Annotated in this window: 18 protein-coding genes; 3 read left to right on the forward strand and 15 right to left on the reverse strand. The window is 40.8% G+C overall.

Features of this window, described 5'->3' with window-relative positions; genetic code table 11:
* Nucleotides 1–929 precede the first annotated feature (929 nt).
* On the reverse strand, nt 930–2285 hold the full coding sequence (gene pssA / locus Phpb_RS14665; protein ID WP_065390985.1) for a CDP-diacylglycerol--serine O-phosphatidyltransferase: 1356 nt from the start codon (nt 2283–2285) through the stop codon (nt 930–932).
* A gap of 163 nt (nt 2286–2448) precedes the next feature.
* On the reverse strand, nt 2449–5091 hold the full coding sequence (locus tag Phpb_RS14670) for a bifunctional acetate--CoA ligase family protein/GNAT family N-acetyltransferase (RefSeq protein ID WP_065390986.1): 2643 nt from the start codon (nt 5089–5091) through the stop codon (nt 2449–2451).
* 321 nt (nt 5092–5412) lie between these two features.
* Between Phpb_RS14670 and Phpb_RS14675 the strand changes: the two genes are divergently transcribed.
* Nucleotides 5413–6429, forward strand: coding sequence for a tRNA/rRNA methyltransferase (locus tag Phpb_RS14675; RefSeq protein ID WP_065391096.1), 1017 nt, complete (start codon nt 5413–5415; stop codon nt 6427–6429).
* A 47-nt stretch (nt 6430–6476) separates the two neighbouring features.
* Here Phpb_RS14675 and emrB read toward each other — a convergent pair whose 3' ends face one another.
* The 13 genes from emrB to nrdH form a co-directional block, all read right to left on the reverse strand.
* Nucleotides 6477–8018: a multidrug efflux MFS transporter permease subunit EmrB gene (gene emrB, locus Phpb_RS14680; protein WP_065390987.1), complete on the reverse strand. Its 1542-nt coding sequence runs from the start codon at nt 8016–8018 to the stop codon at nt 6477–6479.
* 14 nt (nt 8019–8032) lie between these two features.
* Nucleotides 8033–9217: a multidrug efflux MFS transporter periplasmic adaptor subunit EmrA gene (gene emrA, locus Phpb_RS14685; protein ID WP_065390988.1), complete on the reverse strand. Its 1185-nt coding sequence runs from the start codon at nt 9215–9217 to the stop codon at nt 8033–8035.
* Nucleotides 9218–9451: 234 nt separating this feature from the next.
* Nucleotides 9452–9979 carry a transcriptional repressor MprA gene (gene mprA, locus Phpb_RS14690; protein ID WP_036776777.1) on the reverse strand — a complete coding sequence of 176 codons (528 nt, stop codon included), beginning with the start codon at nt 9977–9979 and terminating at the stop codon, nt 9452–9454.
* A 129-nt stretch (nt 9980–10108) separates the two neighbouring features.
* Nucleotides 10109–10444: an L-valine transporter subunit YgaH gene (ygaH, locus tag Phpb_RS14695; RefSeq protein WP_205634788.1), complete on the reverse strand. Its 336-nt coding sequence runs from the start codon at nt 10442–10444 to the stop codon at nt 10109–10111.
* Nucleotides 10444–11202: an AzlC family ABC transporter permease gene (locus Phpb_RS14700; RefSeq protein WP_065390990.1), complete on the reverse strand. Its 759-nt coding sequence runs from the start codon at nt 11200–11202 to the stop codon at nt 10444–10446. The genes ygaH and Phpb_RS14700 overlap by 1 nt, the downstream gene beginning before the upstream one ends.
* A 126-nt stretch (nt 11203–11328) precedes the next feature.
* Complete coding sequence (locus Phpb_RS14705; RefSeq protein WP_065390991.1) at nt 11329–12519, reverse strand: MFS transporter; 1191 nt, start codon at nt 12517–12519, stop codon at nt 11329–11331.
* Nucleotides 12520–12774: 255 nt separating this feature from the next.
* Nucleotides 12775–13773, reverse strand: a complete 999-nt coding sequence (gene proX / locus Phpb_RS14710; protein WP_065390992.1) for a glycine betaine/L-proline ABC transporter substrate-binding protein ProX — start codon at nt 13771–13773, stop codon at nt 12775–12777.
* Nucleotides 13774–13842: 69 nt separating this feature from the next.
* Nucleotides 13843–14928: a glycine betaine/L-proline ABC transporter permease ProW gene (gene proW / locus Phpb_RS14715; RefSeq protein WP_065390993.1), complete on the reverse strand. Its 1086-nt coding sequence runs from the start codon at nt 14926–14928 to the stop codon at nt 13843–13845.
* The gene (gene proV / locus Phpb_RS14720) at nt 14921–16120 is read right to left on the reverse strand and encodes a glycine betaine/L-proline ABC transporter ATP-binding protein ProV (RefSeq protein ID WP_065390994.1); all 1200 of its coding nucleotides are present in this window, start codon (nt 16118–16120) and stop codon (nt 14921–14923) included. Before proV ends, proW begins: the two co-directional genes overlap by 8 nt.
* A 594-nt stretch (nt 16121–16714) precedes the next feature.
* Complete coding sequence (gene nrdF / locus Phpb_RS14725; protein WP_065390995.1) at nt 16715–17674, reverse strand: class 1b ribonucleoside-diphosphate reductase subunit beta; 960 nt, start codon at nt 17672–17674, stop codon at nt 16715–16717.
* 20 nt (nt 17675–17694) lie between these two features.
* Nucleotides 17695–19824 (reverse strand): class 1b ribonucleoside-diphosphate reductase subunit alpha, encoded by a 2130-nt coding sequence (gene nrdE, locus Phpb_RS14730; protein WP_075489479.1) that lies wholly within the window; start codon nt 19822–19824, stop codon nt 17695–17697.
* Nucleotides 19825–19837: 13 nt separating this feature from the next.
* Complete coding sequence (gene nrdI, locus Phpb_RS14735) at nt 19838–20242, reverse strand: class Ib ribonucleoside-diphosphate reductase assembly flavoprotein NrdI (protein ID WP_065391098.1); 405 nt, start codon at nt 20240–20242, stop codon at nt 19838–19840.
* 13 nt (nt 20243–20255) lie between these two features.
* Entirely contained in the window at nt 20256–20486 is a 231-nt protein-coding gene (gene nrdH / locus Phpb_RS14740) for a glutaredoxin-like protein NrdH (RefSeq protein ID WP_065390996.1), read from the reverse strand.
* A 331-nt stretch (nt 20487–20817) separates the two neighbouring features.
* Here nrdH and Phpb_RS14745 point away from each other — a divergent pair, with 331 nt between their 5' ends.
* Together Phpb_RS14745 and cspE are read left to right on the forward strand one after the other, a co-directional pair.
* A complete protein-coding gene (locus tag Phpb_RS14745; RefSeq protein ID WP_011145612.1) occupies nt 20818–21279 on the forward strand; it encodes a methylated-DNA--[protein]-cysteine S-methyltransferase in 462 nt (153 codons plus the stop codon).
* A gap of 221 nt (nt 21280–21500) precedes the next feature.
* The gene (gene cspE, locus Phpb_RS14750; RefSeq protein WP_021323071.1) at nt 21501–21710 is read left to right on the forward strand and encodes a transcription antiterminator/RNA stability regulator CspE; all 210 of its coding nucleotides are present in this window, start codon (nt 21501–21503) and stop codon (nt 21708–21710) included.
* Nucleotides 21711–21764: the final 54 nt, after the last annotated feature.

The following is a 21764-nucleotide window of genomic DNA, read 5'->3' on the forward strand; positions in this document are numbered from 1 at the left end:
TCCTTGCCTATAGTGACGCCGGATAGATTTAAGCAAGCCCAAAATTCATCAAAATGAGTGTTGCAAAAACGAGGGTGACCATAGATTTAAGCAAGCCCAAAATTCATCAAAATGAGTGTTGCAAAAACGAGGGTGACCATAGATTTTTATTAGATGATATAAGTTGCTCTTCTTCCTATAGTCGTTGAGATTTCTTAAAGGATTTATTCCATGAGCTTATTTCATAAACGTTATCTTTAAATAAACTAGATTATAGGAAATGAGATTTCCCATATTTCTGGTTAATGTCTTCAACACTCGGACGATAAATATCCATAAGATGAAAATCAGAAACATATAAGTAAGTAAAATAATATTTCTGAAATATACTTCTTAAGTGAAAGGTAATATTTGATTTTAGCTGTTCGTTATAGTCTTTTAGGAATAAATAACATCCCAAAATGGGATTGTATCGATGTTTTTTTATAAATATATCTGCTCCTCTGCATTTGTTGGTTGAAAGGCTATATTACTTGGGGTCTAATATTTGATAGAAAGTAAAGCATCATTATGAAAAGCCATTTGTTTTTTGAGTTAGCATCGGATATTTAAGTGTTGAAAATAAATTTCATTATTTAAGTTTTATTTTTATCAGATATTGGGAATAAAGCTGAAAAGAGGGAGTGCTATGTTCTCTTAATTTGTTAAAAATCACTATCCTTATTGTATAATATATGAGGCTTTAAAATAGTATATGATTAATAAGGCATATGTGACCTGCTATATTAATATTTCTAAAGAAAACATTAGAGAATTATGATTCGAAAAAATTTTGTTAGAAATGAGAATTGAAATTTATTAAATTAAAATTCGATGGTAAAAAATCTCCAGAAATATATTTAATATCAGGAGATTTTATTTAGAAAAGATAATTCGCTTTATCGATTCAATTATAGAATACGACTAATCAATTTATCTACCCGGATACGGCGTAAGCGGCGGATAAGTTTACGTACTTTGACTGGGTAAAGCTGAATGCTGTCCAATTCCTGATAATTACTGACAACTGTAGTATAAGTACGGATACAGTGCAGTTCTTCTGTACGTTGCTCCTGCATTTCTTTATGAGGATCGTGGATAAGAATAGCATTTTCTAAATCTAGTCCCCAAGCACGAGGATTGAGATTATTTCCTGTAATCAATTGCCATTGATTGTCCACCCACACACCTTTTAGGTGGTAGCTATTATCACCATCTTTCCATAACCTGATCGTCAGTTGATTGTTATCAATATAATATTGTAGTCTGCTGATGAAACGGCGTAGATTGATTTCATATAAATAGGGTAATGCGCCGATAATTTTAAATGGTTCTTCTGGTGGAATATAAAAATCGTTAGCAGTTTTATCTCCAACAATAATTTCCACGTGTTTACCTTTACGGAGTAGATTAACAATCCGTCGGACAATGATAGCTGGAAGATTAAAATACGGAGTACAAATAATCAGTTTTTGTTCTGTGCTGGCGATTAGATGACTAATGGTTTTATTTAGCAGGTTTTTCTTTCCCAGACCAGCAAGTGGAGTAACAGATAATTCATCATTCGTTGCCTGATTATTGATTTTATAGGTCGTGTGTCGCAAAGAAAAACGTAATTGACGGATCAGGTTTTTAATTTCAGGAATACGAGGACGATCCTTACAATCCAGTTTCTGTACCGCTCCTGTAGCGATAATGTAATTATCAACAAAGTGTTTCATTGCTTTTGCAAGTTCTGCATTGTGAAGCAAATGGTAGCGATCATAACGATATTTATCATGTTGATGGAGATAAACGTCATTAATGCTTGCCCCGCTATAAATTACAGTATCGTCAAAGATAAAACCTTTTAAATGTAAAACACCCAGTGCTTCACGGGTATTTACAGGCACACCTAGTACTGGAATTTTCACATCGGGATAAGCTTCTGCCATAGAACAATACCAATCGGCATTCGTTACCATTGCAGCGGCGCCAATTCGTCCACGTTGTGCCCGATGCCAGTCAACGAGCACTTTAATGTCCAAGTCCGGACGTTGTTGTTTAGCTGTATAAAGTGCATTCAGGATATCTCTCCCTGCGTCATCATTTTCCAGATAGAGGGAGATGATATAAATATGTTTTTCAGCGTTAGCAATTTTTTCCAGCAGGGTGCTGCGGAACACTTCAGGTTGATAAAGTGTTTTAACATCAGCAACTGACTGAGGTAGCTTAGGCAGTTGTGCAAGGTGTTGTTGATGTTTAGCTTGTTTGAATTTAGACAACATCACAGTGCGCTTTTTCTCTTATGTTGGATGGCTAAAAGACTATTATGTAAAGCAATGAATCAAATGATCTGGCGATAATACCATTAGTCTGGCTAATTGTGAGCATGATTTAACGCTCTAATGCCTAATGATTCAAGTCTGTGCGATTCATCACGAAGTTAATTTAAAGTTCGAGGGATAAGTTTACAATGCTATCCTCAAATTGAACATCTATGGTAAATCCCAGTTTTTTAGCCAGTTTTATCATAGTACGGTTTTCTGGCATGGTGATAGCATTAAGGCGTTTTATGCCATACTCTCGTGTATAGTTAATCAGTTTTATCATAAGCTGATATCCAAGGGTAATCCCTTTTAAGTCAGAACGCACTAGCACAGCGAATTCTGCTTCGATATTATCAGGATCAGCTATGGCACGAGTAACCCCGATAATTTCCGGAGTCGTTTTAGGATGTCGTATGGCAACAAATGCCATTTCGCGGTCGTAATCAATCTGAGTCATATTTGCCAGATCATCATGTGTGAATTCACTGATTTCACTAAAGTAGCGGTAATAGAGATCTTCTTTAGTAACCTGGCCGATAAAATCTTTCAGCAACGGTTCATCTTCTGGCAGAATCGGACGTAGTAGGCATTCTGCATCCCCTCTGAGTTTTATCGTTTCTTCTAGTTCGCTTGGATATGGACGGATAGCTAATCGGGTTCGTGGATCACCTTCTATCGAAGACAATTCCATTGAAACATCTAATAATGTGAATTCGTCTCCGGAAGCCAGTAACGGATGAATATCTAGTCGTACAATTTGCGGGCAATCAAGTAACAGATTAGATACCTGAACTAACAGTCGGCTGAGTGCTAGTATGTCTAATGATTGGGGAGCGCCCTTGAGCTTAATTTTTCTACTTTTAATCGCCTGAATAACCAGATATCGCGCTAATGCCATATTGAGTGGCGGCAACGCGACGGCTACTTGTGTTTCCTGCGACCACTCAATACCGCCTTCACCTAACATAATCAGTGGGCCAAATACCTCATCTTGTTCTACGGCAATACGTAGCTCTTGTGCGCCGGCACGGTTTGCCATGCTTTGAACTAACAGCCCTTGAATTCTTGCGTGTGGGAAATTCTGGTTGACACGTTCGATAATCGCTTGAGCAGAAGCCTTGACCTCATTTGCATTTCGCAAATAGAGCATAACCCCCTGAACTTCTGATTTATGCGGGATATCTGGCGAGCGTAATTTCAGAGCGACAGGATAACCGATCTGTTGGGCAATATTGACTGCTTCATCACTGTTATAAGCAATCCATGTTGGCAATGTATTGAGGCCATAGGCTGCCAGAATAGGTTGAACTTCATGGGTATCTAGACGAGAGTTTCCTTGTTCCAGCGCTTGTTGTATGCATTGATGGGCACGTGCAGTATTAGCGGTGATGTTTGCTGGTAGGGCGGGTGTTTCTGTTAATTGCTTTTGATTACGGCGATATTCCACCATGTGCATGAAAGCAGTAATTGCCCCTTCTGGGGTGCGATAAGTTGGAATACCTGCTTCACTGAATAGGCGGCGTGCTTCTTGAGAAGAGTATTCACCGCACCAATTGGTAAAAACAGTTAGCCATTTTCCTCTTGGGTGTTTACGGATTGTTTCAATGACTTTTGTAGCGGTTTGAATACCGGGAGCAATTGCGCTAGGAGAATGGATGAGCAACAGGGCATCATGGTCGTGGCTGTCTAGTAACGGTTTTAACGCGGCGATATAACGTTCCACCGTGGAGTCATCTCTTAAATCCAGAGGATTATGTAGGGAGATAGTTTCTGGTAATTGTGTTTTTAATGCCTTGGTTGTCTCTTCACCTAATATTGCCAGCTTACCGTTACGGCGGAATAATTCATCCAGCGCCATTGCTGTTGGAGCGGCGCCATTGCTGACGATAAATAGTCGTTCTCCCCGTAAAGGCGACATATGGCTTAGGGTTTCTACAGCAGAAAACATTTCATGCGTATCTTGGACGCGTAATAATCCGGCTCGCTGAATTGCTGCATCATAAGCTGCATCCAGATTTTGTTGTTCACCAAGCAATTTCTGTGCTCGTTTGGTACGGCCGCTTTTGACCACCAAGATAGGTTTATTGCGAGAAGCGCTTCTGGATGCTGAAAGAAAGCGACGAGCGTCATGGATATGCTCTACATAGAGCAAGATAGCACTGGTTTTACTATCACGAGCCAGAAAATCGAGCAGATGATCAATATCGATATCTACACTGTCACCTAACGCGATAAAGTAGGAAAATCCGACGCCCCGATGTTGCGCCCAGTCAAGAATCGTATTTGAGACTGCCGCAGATTGAGAAATAAAGGCTAATTTCCCTTTGAGAATTGGAATCGGAGAAAAGCTGGCGTTCAGCCCTTGCCAGGGGGCTAATAGTCCCAAACTGTTTGGTCCTAGTAGTCGGATGCTATAGCGCTGGCAACACTGTTTTAGTTCAGGAAATTGAGGCTTTGGTGAAGAAAGAATAATCACTGTCTTGCAACCCAATTGCCCCAGTTGTTCCAGGCATGGCAAATTGCGGTGGTGATGAGTACAGATAATGGCTAAATCTGGTGTGATTGGTAATTTATCTATTGAAGGGTAAGCGAAAACCCCTTGAACAGAGCGACTATTGGGGGTTACCGGTAGTATTGGCCCGGCAAAGCCTCCTGCGAGCAGGTTGCGCATCATAACTGAACCCGCTCGTTCTGGTTTTTCTGAGGCGCCAATTACAGCAATGGATTTAGGGCGTAATAAAGCTTCAAGTCCGCGCTGGCTCATCAGGAGGCTCCTTATTTGTGGTTAATTGATAACTGTAGCTGATTTCGCAAATCATTGCTGTGACTTACGTTATCGGATGCGGTTGCTGAGAAGCAATTAAATTGCCAGCTTGTTCTAAAATGGTCCCAGGCTGTAGCTTGAATATCTTCGGTGGGTGTCTGTTTTAACAGGTAGCCTGACTGTGCTCTCCGTGGCAAGTACGGCATGCCTCGCCGAAAGCAGGAAAATTAAGGGCGCATTTTATTGGATTATGGTTGTCAGAGGTAGCTTAAGATGCGCACATCAGGTAATCTTCGCGCCATAAAGCAGTTGGAGAAACGAATGAACGATTCATACAGTGGTAAAAATGGCAAAGTCAAAGTGATGTATGTCCGCAGTGAGGGCGATAATGACAGCCGCAGCAATAACAAACGTCCGTCTGGCAAAGGGCGCGATCAAGGTCAGCGTCGTCGGGACGGTGAGCGCACATCCCGTTCTCCGCGTGTCAATGAGCGTGAAAGATCGCCTTGGAAAACAGTGTCGCGCCCTGAGAGTGATTCTTTACCATCAGAGCATGGTGGTATCAGTGGGAAAAGCCAGATTGATCCTGAACAGCTCCGTCGTCAGCGCATGGAAGAAACCCGGATTTATGGTGAAAATGCTTGTCAGGCGATGTTTAAAAACCGTTCTGAAGCGATAGTGCGTGCTTGGTTTGTTGAGTCAGTGACACCGCGTTTCCGCAATGCGCTGAAATGGATGGCTGCTAACCGTAAAGCCTATCACGTTGTGGATGAAGCTGAACTGACAAAAGTGTCAGGTACTGAACATCATGGTGGTGTTTGTTTTCTGATTAAGAAACGTAACGGTTTGGACGCAGAGACCTACCTGAAAGATGTTCCAGTAAAAGATTGTGTTTTGGCTCTTGAAGATGTGGGTAATCCTCACAACCTTGGCGCTATTATGCGAAGCTGTGCGCATTTCGGTGTGCAAGGGGTGATTTTGCATGATGTGGCCTTGCTGGAGTCGGGGGCGGCTATCCGTACAGCAGAAGGTGGCGCTGAGCATATTAAAGGTATCGATGCTGATAGCTTGCTCGCCACATTGAATAAATTTCGTCAAGCGGGTTACACCATTGTGACGACATCCAGCCATAAAGGTAGTACCGATTTAGCTAAAGCTGAATTACCGGAAAAAATGGTTCTGGTTCTTGGTCAGGAACGTGATGGTTTGAGTGACAGTGCTTGGAAACATGGTGATATGAGCTTGTTTGTTGGCGGCACGGGTTTAGTCGAAAGTCTGAACGTTTCTGTTGCAACTGGCATTATGCTGGCTGAATGGTGGCGACAGAATAAAGTTTGATAGGAAAAGCGGGGGAGTGTCATGTTCCCCGCTTTGCTATTTAAGATTTAGTGCGCTCCGCCAATATTCTCTTTACTTCCTTGTGTGAATGGTGGTTTCGCAAACCACACGAGTACGATTAATATCAGGAATACGCTGGCGGAGAGCCAGAAAATTTCATTCGCTGAAATTATGAGTCCTTGATGGGTAATCTCTTTTGCCAGATAAGCGGGAATTTGTTGGTTACTCATTCCCGATTCCGATAATTGTTGATAAATCTGTTGAGTATCAGGGCTATAAGGATTGATGTGTTCGGTAAAATGGGAATGATGCATTGATTCCCGTTGGGTCCACATGGTTGTCGTTAGTGATGTTCCTATTGAACCTGCCAACGTTCGGATAAAATTCGATAGACTTGATGCGGATGCCACTCGCCCTGCCGGTAAACCAGAAAGGGTAATGGTTGTGAGTGGCATAAAGAAACAGGCAATAGCAAACCCCTGGATAAACTGAGGCCATGCGACTGCGGCAAAATCCATGCCTGGTTCGAATGTATATGCACGCCAGTAATAGCAGATGGCATAAACAACAAAGCTGAACGTCACTATGTAGCGCATATCTGCTCTATTGCTGAATTTACCAATCAGTGGCGAAATGATGAGTGGCAACAATCCTACCGGTGCTGATGCAAGACCTGACCAGGTTGCCGTATAACCGAACACCTCCTGTAGTAATTGAGGTAATAACACAATTGTGCCGAAATAGAGCATATAAGCTAAGCTTAAACAGAAGCAGCCAATTGTAAAATTACGCTCTTTAAACAGTGATAGGTCAATAATCGGGTTATCGTCGGTCAATTCCCATGCCACTAGAAATGCTAATGAGATGGTTGCGATAACCGCCAAGATGATAATTTCTGTAGAATTAAACCAGTCTAGCTCTTTACCTTGATCTAGCATGATTTGTAAACAACCAACGCCGACAACTAACAACATCAATCCTATTGTGTCGATAGGTTTGATCTCTGTTTGAGTTTCACGCCCTTTCAGCGTTTGCATAGCAATCAGAATAACCGCTATACCAACAGGAACGTTGATAAAGAAAATCCATCCCCAATGGTAGTTATCACTGATGTAACCACCCAGAATAGGACCAAAAATCGGCGCGACAATAATCGTGAGTGACCATAACGCCAATGCCATATTTCCTTTGGCTGGTGGATAATTGTTCAGGAGTAGGCTTTGTGAAAGAGGGATAAGAGGACCTGCGACTAATCCTTGAATAACCCGAAAGAAGATTAGCATGTTAAGACTGTTGGAAATACCGCATAACCAAGAAGCGATGGAGAATAGCGCGGTTGACCAGATGAATAATTTAACTTCGCCGATGCGTTTTGCCAACCATCCAGTAATCGGGATGGAAATTGCATTGGCAACGCCGAAAGAGGTAATGACCCAGATCCCTTGAGAATTAGATGATCCCAGATTACCTGAAATAGTGGGTATTGCTACGTTAGCAATGGTGGAATCTAACACTTGCATGAATGTTGCCAAGGATAACGCAATGGTCATCCATGCAAGTTTGGCGCCTGTAAGCGGCTGTCTTATCACCTTGGCCTCCGGTATTATTTTCCAGCATTACTATTAATAATGTCATTAACTATCTTATTGGCAGGAGACATATCTATTGCCAGAGCCGTGGTGTGATAAGCCGATTTGGTGCGTGTTTTATCAGACAGAACGGGGCCGTTAGGATTTGTAGTATCTACTCTGACTTTAGTCGAGAGACCGATGCGTAATGGGTATTTTTCTAATTGCCCAGGATCAAATTCAATGCGGATGGGTAAACGTTGTACAACCTTAATCCAATTGCCACTGGCGTTCTGAGCGGGTAATAAAGAGAAGGCGCTGCCAGTACCCATATCAAGGCCAGTAATTTTGCCGCTAAATACTTTGCTCCCACCATAGAAATCGCTGGTGATTTCCACGGGTTGACCAATGCGCATACCAGAAATTTGCGTCTCTTTGAAGTTAGCTTCGATCCACATATCGTTTGCCGAAACTATCGCCATTAGTGGCGTATTTTTATTAATTTGTGCACCAACTTGTACACTACGGCGTGAAACATAGCCATCGATTGGGCTGACTATTTTCGTGCGTTGTAGCGCCAGCCAGGCATTACGGACTTCCGTTGCAGCTTGTTCAACGGCAGGTTGTTTCTCTAGAGGCGTATTCAGAACAATTGCTTGATTAGCGTTATATTGTTCGATAGCCATATCCAGCGCGGCTCGGGCGCTGGCGACGGCTTCCTGCGCATGCTGCAACTCTTCTTTGCCAATGACTTTTTGAACGCTAAGTATTTCACGGCGGCTAAGATCATTTCGAACTTTGGTTAATTCGGATCTGCGTAGAGCGATGTTAGCCTGATACTGTTTACTGTTAACTATCTGTTGATGTGTTTGGCGAACACTGTTGGCTAATGCTGTTTTTGCTTTTTCTAATGCTAATTCTGCATCACGGGGATCGAGTTGTACCAATACACTACCGCTTTTCACGAAGTCAGTATTATCAAAGTTAACGGTGATGACACTACCGGCAACTTGCGACATGATTTGAACTTGATTACCTGTAACGTAGGCGTTATCTGTTTCTTGGTGGTGGCGTAAAATGAGAAACCAATAGAAAAAGTAGGCAACACCGAGCAGGGAGAAGACAAGGGTTAGTAACATTAAGGCCCGACTGCGTTGCCTTTTTTTGCTACTGTTTGGATCTTGTGCCGCTTGTACTTCTATTTCCTCATTTGCGCTCATAGTAAATCCCCATGCTTGTTATTTATCTTCTAGTAATACTATTTTTTTCAGATCACCTTCCAGTAGCGCTATATCATCGCTACTGGAAAGGTGAACGACACAGGATCCAATGTTATCGAAGAATAATAGTTAGCTTTTTGCAGAAAATATCATCTTAGCTAACAGGAAAATTTTTTCGAACAATTTGACCAAGAAAGTATTGTTTGGTCGAAAATCGATCGATTAAACAACAAGCTATTTTTTGATACAATCGCCCATTGTATCAAGTCTGACCAGTAATTTTCTCATTAACTTTTCTAACTGTTTTTGTTCCTCTTGGTCAAGGCATGACCAAAGTCTTCTCAGGCAATCATGTTGAGGTGGAAGCAAACTATTTAAAAATTTTGTACCTTGTTCTGTCAGATGAAGATGAAGGCAACGGCGGTCATTATGACTTTCCTTTCTTTCAATCCATTCCTGTTTCTCTAATTCATCAGCAATACGAGTGGCATTAGTACGGGAAGAACCCAATGCGGCACTTAATTCTGATGGCTGAATGCTGTGGCTTTCCTTAGTATCAAGGATCATCAGGGCCATGAACAAAGTCTCGTTGATTCCCTGGGCTTTCAGCATATTATTACGGTTTTCAAGCAATTTACTTTGGACGTGCATTGATAACCTAGTCAACAGGATCTCTTGATAAGGGATATCTTTATTTAATTTGGCTTGCTGTGCTGCACGAATATTCAGTAATTCTTCGGTAGGCGTAAACGAACTTTCCATTATTTAGATACCTTATTAGTTTCAACTGGTAAGATAACTTTTGTTATCAAACATCCAAATGGTATATTAAAAGATAAATTTAGCAATTGTAGTTATTTGTTATCATCATATTTCTTTTAATATTGATACCTAATTCATAAATATTTTGAATGTTAGTCCAAAAAGCAGTGCGCCGAATAACGTTGCGAGTACAATTTTCCTTGTTTTGTAAAAGATTAAGCAGATAGTCAGACAACCTATGAGGGTCGGAAATAGCTTTTGACTCTCTCTCATCACATCAGGTACACCCGATACGATGAGTAAAGAACAGATGGATGCAATGCCAATACTGTCAAGAATAACGCTGGTTTTTCCACCTTTCCTGCCGGCAGATTGACGTGCTTTCCCAAATCGTAGCGGCAGATAGCGAAATGAAAAGTTAGCTAACCCAACAAATAGCCCAATGAGCAGAATCTTGCTGTCAATCATGATGTTTCCTTTTGTTCAGAAGAGTCATTGCAACTGTTTTGCGGTTGTAACAGTGCTGCGATACAGCCACCGACAATACCCGCCAGAATAGCAACTGGAATTGAGAAAAATGTAATTCCCAACAGTGCCCCGGTTAGCGCGGTTGCAACACAATAACTATTTTGCTTTCTGCAAGAAGCAAGAAGAAAACTGAGAAACAGTGCTGGTAACATGAAAATCATGGCAGCTTCTACGGCAGGATAGGATTCCAAATAACCGTTACCAAGAAATGCCCCGGCTGCGGTACCTACGACCCAGGCCAGCCAGGAACAGATCACAATAGCAACCATCCAGTTTTCACTCCAGCTCCGTTGGTTCTTAATAAGCTTTGCAGTAGCGGCTGCAAAAACTTCATCTGTCAGACCAAAAGCCCAGATAACGGTTTTTTTCTCCGTTAACTTATCTTTGATACGGTGCCTTAAAGATGGACCATAAAGAATATGGCGAACATCCATTGCCATGATTGTTAGGGCAGAGATCCATAGTGATGTACCTGCGCTTAATAAAGCTGTGATGACAAATTGACTTGCACCGGCGTAGATGATGCATGAAAAGAAGATGGCTTCTATTGGGTTGAAGCCAAGTTTTACAGCATTGAGACCAAAAGCAAAGGCTACGGGAATGTAACCGATGACAATAGGTAAACTGTCTATTATTCCTTCAGTAAAAGAAGATTTTTTACTGGTTAAGGGGGATGATGTATCAGAAACAGGCATAAAATCCATCTGGTTATATAAATGTTATGTAACATTAACAAAAGGAAATCAAATAGAAAATATCATCCTTAATAAATGTTTCATAAATGTTTTTATTTAAGCGTTTTTATGTCATGGCTTGTTTTTTTACGACGTCTTTGGTTCGTACTTTTTGCCGAAAAACCAAACGATTAGGTTGATTGTACAGATAGCCATGCCAGCGGCTGCGACGCCATACCAACCTGAGTGTTTGTAAGCATAGCCTGAAACCAGAGAGCCAAAGGCTCCACCGATAAAATAGATGGTCATGTAAGCGGCAGTGAGTCGGTTTCTGGCTTCCGGCATAATGCGGTATATCGTGCTTTGATTCGTAACGTGAACGCCTTGAATTGCGATATCAAGAAGCAAAATACCTATCATAAAGCCAATTAATGATTCTTTGGCTAAGCCGATCGGTATCCATGAAAGTAGTAATAGCACCAGAGAAATGGTGGTGGTCAGAGAGCCTTTTCCTTTATCAACGAGTTGCCCAGTTTTGGTTGCCATCAGTGCTCCGGCGGCACCGACTAACCCAAATAAGCCGATTACGCCTTCGGAATAGTTAAAAGGAGGTGCTGAGAGCAGGAATGCCATTGATGTCCATAGCATGCTGAAATTGGCAAATGTCAGTGCCCCCAGTATAGAGCGTACTCTTAGAAGAGGGGTCGTAGTAACGAATTTTGCAATAGAGCGTAGTAATTGGAAATAATTGAGATCAGTTACTTGTTTATAACGGGGCAGGTAGCGCCATAATGTTAAAGAAAGGATCACCAATAAGACGCTGGCAACCCAAAAAACGGTTCGCCAGCCACCAAGAGTCGTCATTGTTCCTGATATGGTTCTTGCCAGTAATATTCCAAGCAGTAAACCGCTCATAATCGTACCGACAGCTTTCCCGCGCTGGTGGGGGAGGGCAAGTGTTGCGGCCAGAGGAACCAGTACTTGGGCGACTACCGAAAATAAGCCCGTCAGTGCCGTTCCTAATAGCATTTGCCAGATGTTCTGCGATGTAGCGGTAATTAATAATCCAACGGCGGCTAATATTGTCATGGAGACAATCAGGCCACGTCGCTCAAACATATCACCTAGTGGCACAAGGAATATCAAGCCGACGGCATAGCTCAATTGAGCTGTGGTCACAATAAATCCCGCTTCATTGGCGGTCAGATTAAATTGTAGTGCGATAGTATCGAGCAGCGGTTGCGCATAGTAGTTGCTGGCGACAACCAGACCTGTGGCAATTGCTATCAGAGCTACTAAAGCAGGGCTTAATGATGTACGGGAAATATTTTCTTCCATAGATAGGTTTTCTTATATTTAAACAGCAGGTTAAGTGAGGGAGATAGATATTTAATTTATTAAAAACAGTAAGTAGTCACGTGATAAATTTTTCACATTGTAATGATTTTTTATTATCAGATTCAATGTTAAAACAGAAGGAATCGAGGGGTTAAACTTAAAAACACTAATTGAGTCGATAAGTTTGGTATAAAAGAAAATGAAAGTGAAAAATAGTGAATTGGTATAGACCAATTCACTGTGATATCCAGAATGTTAATTATTTTTGGCAGCCTTGGCGGCGGTTTCGATCCAACCATCAAACAATTTCTGATGAGCTTTAATCCAACCATTGGCGTGGCGTTCAATCTCCGTTTGTGATGCTTCACCATTATGCATCCGCAAATTTTGGGCGTTGATATCAGCGAGGGGCATTTTCATGATAGAAAATAGTTTGGCGGCGGACGGGTTGACTTCTGCCCACTTTTTATTGGCGGCAATGTGCATAATACTTGGCGGGAAACCATAGTTAGCACCATTTGGCAGTTTCGTATCTATTCTTTCATCGTTAGGCATAGCGGAGAAAGGAACTTGCAGCCAGACAACATCTTTGCCCGGTTTCAGCACATCACTGACCCAATAAGGTGTCCATGTGTAATATAAGATGGGTTTGCCTTCTTTATAGCGGGTAATAGTATCTGCCATCATAGCTGCATAGTTCCCTTGATTATGTTCAACGCTATTGTTTAAACCATAAGCTTTAAGATGATGGTTAATGGCGATTTCACAGCCCCAACCGGGATTACAGCCAGTCAAATCGGCTTTTCCATTACCGTTAGTATCGAATAATTTGGCTATTTTCGGATCTTTCAGTTGGGCAATATTCGTGATGTTGTATTTTTTCGCTGTTTTTTTGTCGATTAAGTACCCCTGAGCGGCATTTTCTACATAGTTGCCAACACGGTAGAATTTTGCATTACCACCTGTTGCCTGATATTGAGTGTTATGCAATGGTTCCCAACTCACGGTCATAAAGGTTGCGTCACCGGAAGCGATAGAGGAATAAGCGACGTTGTAGTCTACTTCTTTGATGGGTTTGACATCATAGCCAAGTTTTTCCAATGCTTTACTGACGATCAACGTCTGGAATGTTTCTTCGCTAAGGGTGCTTTGTACGGGTTGTACGCTGATACCTTTACCTGGTAGTTCGACAGCGAATAATTGAGAGCTTATCAGTGATGACAGGGATATCGCCCAGATAACTATTTTGCGCATGGTTTTTCCTCCTGTTGCAGTCATCATGTATTTACCAAACTCTTGTGGTTTGATCGGTGTTTTTGAAGGTTATGCTTTTTGGCTGAATAAACGAGTAATTAACCCAATTGGCCCAGTGGCATACCAGCGATTTACTCCTTTCGTTCGGTTATCGCGGCCAAGAGACTGTGTTAGGCGGTCAAGGAGAATCGCCAGAATAACAATCCCGACGCCGCCTACTGCGGCAAGTCCCATATCGAGACGGCCAATACCTCGCAAAACCATTTGGCCTAAACCGCCAACTGCAATCATTGATGCAATAACAACCATTGATAGGGCCAGCATCAGGGTTTGGTTGACACCGGCCATAATGGTTGGCATAGCCAGTGGTAATTGAACTTTAAACAGCATCTGGCGAGGGCTGGCGCCAAAAGATTCGGCTGCTTCTATCAGATCTGTCGGAACTTGTTTGATGCCTAAAATTGTCAGACGGACAATCGGGGGTAGAGCAAAGATAATGGTAACGATAACTCCAGGCACGTTACCGATGCCAAACAGCATGACAATTGGAACCAGATAGACGAATGCCGGTGTGGTTTGCATAGCATCAAGCAGAGGTTGAATGATTTTTGCAGCTCTTTTGCTGTGTGCCAGCCATATACCGAGTGGTAAGCCAACGATAGTGCAGAACAACAGAGATGTCAGAGCTAGTGATAGCGTAACCATCGCTTCAGACCATGCGCCTATTGCACCAATAATTACCAGAGAAATCAGCGCGGTAATACCCATGCTAATGCCTGATAACTGCCAGGCAATCAAGGCGAAAAATAGGATGGCAATAGGCGCTGGTATTGAAGTCAGACATTGTTCAAAGCCACTGAGAACAAAATCAATGGGGATGCGTATCCCCTGAAATGCAGGACGAAAATTTAGCACAATCCAATCAATGGCATGAGTTACCCATGAATCTAAGGGGATAAGTGGGTGCTGGAATGGGTCCATGATATTGAAATGTTCAGGCTGTACCGTAGTTGTGGGAGCATCCAGCCAGTCAGAACCTGTTGCATTGTCAGCACTGGTTCCGTTGTTCCAGGGATCTGTATTATCCACATTAGAGGAAGGGGCATCTTGTGTATTCTGTCCAGGCTGAGTTTGATGTTCGTTTTGATTACTCATTTGGTGTCTCCTTATCTAATGCCTGCAACAGCATCCCTTTGGAAATAACGCCGATGTATTTGTCGTTATTTCCAACAACCGGAACCGCACAAGGTGATTGTGCTACAACAGCAATCAGCTCATTGAGGGGCATATCTGCGGCAACGGCGGTCGGTTCCGCTAATATGGCGTGTTCGATAAGTTTTTTTTCCCGTAATGCTTTTTCCAATGAATTTGTGGAAACTATACCGGCGAATTTTTGTCCATGTTCGATCAAGTAACCATAGTTTCTGTTTTCGTCATCGAGGACTTTCAATGCAGAAAGAGGACCAAAACCGGGTGCAATATGAAGCAGAGAGTCTGGACGGCGGCGGGCAATGTCTTTAGCACTAAATACATGGCTGATATCTACGCCACGAAAGAAAGTTTTCACATAGTCATTTGCTGGATTATTCAGGATTTCATCAGGCGTGCCGACTTGTACAACAACACCGTCTTGCATAATGGCAATCCGATCGCCGATGCGCATTGCTTCATCTAAATCGTGAGAAATAAAGACGATAGTCCGTGGCTGATTGCCTTGCAGACTTAACAGTTCATCTTGCATTTCTGTACGAATTAATGGGTCGAGGGCAGAAAACGCTTCATCCATTAGCAAAATATCTGGGTTATTAGCTAATGCTCTGGCAAGCCCGACACGTTGGCGCATTCCGCCTGATAGCTCATCTGGATAGGATTGCGCATAATTTTCCAGGTTTACCTGTTTCAGTGCATCCAATGCTTTTTTATCGCGCTCTTGTTTGGCGATCCCGGCAAGTTCCATACCAAAGGCGCTGTTTTCCAGTACGTTTAGATGTGGCATCAGTGCAAATGATTGGAAAACCATACTGATTTTGTTACGGCGAATTTCTCTTAATGCTGTTTCTGGAATCTCAGAAATATCTTCACCGTCAATTAGTACCTGGCCGCGAGTCGGTTTTATCAGACGATTGAGAAGGCGTACCATTGTGGATTTGCCGGAGCCTGATAATCCCATGATGACAAATATTTCTCCTTCTTCAATGGCCAGATTGGCATTTTGTATGCCGACAGTCATACCTGTCTTTTCAAATATCTGATCTTTGCTTAAGCCTGAATTCAATAATTTGAAAGCATATTCTGGATGATCGCCAAATATCTTATAGAGGTTTTTAACTTCAAGTTTAATTGCCATGAAATAGTTACTTCCCTTTCGATGGTTATGTAATGGTGTTATGCATTATTCATCTCTGCATGATTCTTTGAATATATATACCCTAACATACTGAGAGAGCCTGACAACCCTATGTTAATAATAATTAATGTAAAAAATAGTAATATTAAATGACTTAAATTAGATGTATTTGTCGTAATTTCATTGTTATTGGCAAATTATTTCGTATAAATCAATGTGGTTATTAAAAGGATAAATATCATCTATGCTGTTGTTATTAATATGTTTTTTCATCTAGTTGCCAAATAAATTATTTACCATGTTGTAAATGGAATCGATTATTAGTTTATGATGTTGATTATATCTAATTGTGATGAAATTTAATTTGGAATTAATTAGTTACATTAATGTTTCTTGTTGTTTAGGATGATAATAAGAGGCGGGGATGGTAAAAAATATCTGTAGAGATGGTAACAGTTATGAAAAAACGCCATAAAAATATAAGGATTTTATGGCGTTTTATCGTTTAAAAAAGAGGCTCAATAATCTGGCCATTAAAATATTAGAGTATTATAGTTATTTTGAATTATCCTATGTAAAATCAAACCATTCTCTTTAGAAATTCCAATCTTCATCCTCAGTATTAACTGCTTTACCGATAACATATGATGAACCTGAACCAGAAAAGAAATCATGGTTTTCATTGGCATTTGGTGATAATGCAGATAGGATTGCAGGGCTGACATCTGTCATTTCTGGAGGAAATAAGGTTTCGTAGCCAAGGTTCATTAACGCTTTATTAGCATTATAATGCAAGAATTTTTTAACATCTTCACTCCAGCCAACAATATCATAAAGTTCTTCTGTATATTTAATTTCATTTTCGTATAATTCTAATAATAATGAAAAAGTGAATTCTTTAATTTCTTTTTGCTCTAATGTTGAATATTTATTTAATGATTGTTGAAATTTATATCCAATATAATAACCATGAATGGCTTCATCTCGGATAATAAGTCGGATTAAATCGGCTGTATTTGTTAATATTCCTCGACTTGACCAATACATAGGTAAATAGAAGCCTGAATAGAATAAAAATGATTCTAGAAAAACACTGGCAACCTTTTTCTTTAATGGATGATGATAACTATAATGATTTAATATAATTTTAGCTTTATTCTGTAATGAAATATTCCTTTCACTCCAGCGATAAGCATCATCCACATCAGTTGTTAGGCATAATGTTGAAAAAATGGAACTATAAGAACGTGCGTGAACAGCTTCCATAAAGCTAATATTGGACATAACCGCTTCTTCGTGAGGTGTCAGAGCATCTTCCATTAACGCTGGAGCGCCAACGGTGTTCTGAATTGTGTCCAGTAGTGTCAGCCCGGTGAATACCCGAATAGTCAGCTCTTTTTCTTCTGTCGTCAGTGTATTCCATGAAGGAATATCATTGGATAATGGAATTTTTTCCGGTAACCAAAAATTAGTTGTCAGTCGGTTCCAAACTTCTAGATCTTTATCATCTTCAATCCGGTTCCAGTTAATTGCGCGTATAGGATTACTAATCATAATAAATTTCCAGAATCATTTTACAGTGAGCATGAAACACAATCTTGTACTTCCGTGCCTTCCAGAGCAGTTTGTTTCAGACGGATGTAATAAAGTGTTTTAATTCCTTTACGCCAGGCATAAATTTGGGCTTTGTTAATATCACGGGTAGTGGTATCGTCTTTGAAAAAGAGTGTCAGTGATAATCCTTGGTCGACGTGTTGAGTAGCTATAGCATAAGTATCAATAATCTTTTTCGGTCCTATTTCGTAAGCATTTTGGTAATATTCAAGATTATTATTCGTCATAAATGGCGCTGGATAATATACTCGTCCTGTTTTACCATCTTTACGAATCTCAATACGGGATACAATCGGGTGAATGCTTGAGGTTGAATTGTTGATATATGAAATAGAACCGGTAGGAGCAATAGCTTGGAGATTTTGATTGTAGATACCGTGAGTCATAATTGAGGCTTTTAATGTAAGCCAGTCTTGTTGATTAGGAATGGTTATTCCTGCTTGTTCAAACAATTGAGAGACTTTTTTTGTCTGAGGTTGCCATGTGTTTTCTGTATATTTATTGAAAAATTCACCACTGGCATAACGAGAATCTTTAAAACCTTTAAAGTAGCTATTGCGTTCAATGGCGATCTGATTGGAAGTACGCAGAGCGTGGTAAGTGACAATATAGAAATAGATATTGGTGAAATCTATTCCCTCTTCAGAACCATAATGAATTTTTTCTCTTGCCAAATAGCCGTGAAGATTCATTTGACCCAAACCAATAGCATGAGAATCCTGATTTCCTTTTTCAATAGAAGGAACTGAACGGATATGGCTCATATCTGATACCGCGGTTAAAGCGCGGACAGCCGTTTCAATAGAGAGGGCAAAATCAGGTGAATCCATTGTATTAGCTATATTCATTGATCCCAGATTACAACTAATATCTTTGCCAATATGGCGGTAACTTAGATCATCTTCATATTCGCTGGCACTGTTAACCTGTAAAATTTCGGAACATAAATTACTCATATTAATCCGACCTTTAATTGGGTTAGCATCATTCACAGTGTCTTCATACATAATATAGGGATAGCCAGATTCGAATTGGATCTCAGCTAATGTCATGAAAAATTCACGGGCATTGATTTTTGATTTCCGAATTTGTTGGTTATTCACCATTTCAGCATATTTTTCTGTAATGCTAATTTCGGACATTGGCACGCCATAAACCCGTTGAATATCATAAGGTGAGAATAGGTACATATCTTCATTATGTTTAGCCAGCTCAAAAGTGATATCAGGAATAACGACGCCAATAGAGAGTGTTTTTATACGAATTTTTTCGTCGACGTTTTCCCGTTTTGTATCCAGAAAACGGAGAATATCGGGGTGATGAGCATGGAGATAAACAGCGCCCGCACCCTGGCGTGCACCGAGTTGATTGGCGTATGAAAACGCGTCTTCCAGCATTTTCATCACTGGGATAACACCTGATGATTGGTTTTCAATCATTTTTATCGGGGCGCCCGTTTCCCGTAAGTTACTGAGTAAGCATGCGACACCACCGCCACGTTTTGAAAGCTGTAGTGCTGAATTAACAGAACGCCCGATGGATTCCATATTGTCTTCAATGCGCAACAGGAAACAGGAAACCAATTCTCCTCGCTGTTTCTTACCGCAATTAAGAAAAGTTGGCGTTGCTGGTTGAAAACGGCCGCTGATCATCTCATCCACCAGACGACAAGCCAGCAGCTGATCGCCTTGGGCCAAGGTCAGTGCGACCATGCATACCCGATCTTCATAGCGTTCCAGATAACGTTTATTATCGAAGGTTTTCAGAGTATAGCCGGTGTAATATTTGAATGCGCCCAGAAAGGTTTGAAAGCGGAATTTTTTGCTATAGGCTTGCTGAAAGAGCTTTTTAATAAAAGCAAAATCGTATTGTTCCAGCACGTTTGTTTCGTAATATCCCTCTTGTTGGAGGAAATCCAGCTTCTCTTTTAAGCTATCAAAAAATAGTGTGTTTGGATTTACATGCTGGCGAAAATAGTAATGAGTAGCCAGTTTGTCTTTATCAAATTGAATCTTTCCTTCACTATCGTACAGATTGAGCAAGGCATTTAAAGCATGATAATCCTGTTGTGCATTAATTTGAAAAGTCATAATTACCTATTCTCTAATGAATCAGTTGCCAGAATCTTTGAATACCTTGGCGTACCCGTTGTACATCTTCTTCAGTACCCAACAGCTCAAAACGGTATAGGAGGGGGATTTGACATTTCTCTGAAATTATCCGTCCAGCGATGCCGTAAGCTTCGCCAAAGTTTGTATTCCCGGCCGCGATGATTCCCCGGATTAGTGCCCGGTTTTCGGCGATATTTAGAAATCGAATCACTTGTGGTGGAACGGCGCCTTTAGCACTACCACCGCCATAACTGGGTGTCAGTAAAATGTAAGGAGAAGTTACATTTAATGGGTTACCCGCTTGATTGATCGGAATACGGAAGGCTGGTATTTCCAGTTTCTGAACAAATCTATGGCTATTACCGGACGAACTGGAGAAATAGATCAGCGGATTTATATTCATAATAAACCTACAAATTTTCAGTTAATGCGTTGATTTTATCTGGACGAAATCCTGACCAATGCTGTGTGTCCGTGACAACCACAGGAACTTGCTGATAGCCCATAGCACGGATAGTCGCTAGAGCCTGCGGGTTTTCGGTCAAATCGACAATCTGATAAGGAATGTTTCTTCGGTTTAGCGCTTGATAGGTTGCGTTGCATTGTACGCAGTCCGGTTTGCTATAAATGGTAATGCTCATTAACGACTCCTTTGTCAGTTTGTGGGCATGCAATGGCAAAATTTGGTTCATGAGTAATAATTTTACTAAAGGCCATAACTTGAACTATACTATATATAGCGAAATTTTATTTCAACCATACTATATATGGTGTTAATTTTACATCGAGTGATTATCATTAAAATTACAATGTGGGTTATTCTCTGTTTGTTGGCAGGATTTTCGCCTTTAGACAAGTTTAAGTTTTCTAGTCGGTGGTAAGGGAGCAACTGAATTCATCATTGCAATTTGTCGAAAAGACGATTTACTCTAATCCCTATAATGATTGATATTTTTTTCAATGGAGGTGGTTATGTATCATCACTATTTTGATACACCCAAAGGATTTCCTAAACCGTATATTCATATCACTGCGGATGATAAGGGGGTGACCAGTCTATATTTTGTTGATGAAAAAACAGCGCCCGAAGTAAAAAATGATATTACTAAGCAGTGCGTGAAAGAGTTACGGGGATATTTTGCGGGTAAGCGTACTGAGTTTTCTGTTCCACTCAACCCGGCAGGAACTGAATTCCAGCAGCGTGTATGGTTACAGCTATGTAAGATCCCATTTGGAGAAGTGTGGAGTTATAAGCAACTTTCATTAGCATTAGGTTCAGTTAATTATTGCCGCGCGGTAGGAATGGCTAATTCTCGTAATCCGATCTCATTAATTGTGCCTTGCCATCGTGTTATTGGACATGATGGTAAATTGGTGGGATATACCGGAGGCTTGAATATTAAAAGCTGGCTATTGGAACATGAAAAAACCTAGTCATTTGTTTGTTAGGTAAATTGTGTGATAAAAGACCAGGGAGGGTTATAGATATTTATATATATGTGTATTATTTAGTGGTAAAACTAAATTAAAGATAACATCTGTCGTATTTTATTATGCTTTTCGTGATCTTGGTTGTAGACAATGAACCAACTTATTTGCTGTACTGTATGCGACACAGATTTTGTGTCTTAATTTTCACGTTAAAGGTAAGTTTGATGTCAAAAATTAAAGGTAACGTTAAGTGGTTTAATGAATCTAAAGGATTCGGGTTTATCACTCCAGAAGATGGTAGCAAAGACGTATTTGTGCATTTCTCTGCTATTCAGAGTAACGGATTTAAAACTTTGGCAGAAGGTCAAAAAGTAGAGTTTGAAATCACTGACGGCGCTAAAGGTCCATCTGCTGTAAACGTTGTCGCTATCTGATTTTAACTCCGTATTTCGAAAACCCGTTATTTCAACGGGTTTTTTTTGGCTTGT

This window comes from Photorhabdus namnaonensis (genome assembly GCF_001684335.1).
GTDB classification, from domain to species: domain Bacteria; phylum Pseudomonadota; class Gammaproteobacteria; order Enterobacterales; family Enterobacteriaceae; genus Photorhabdus; species Photorhabdus namnaonensis.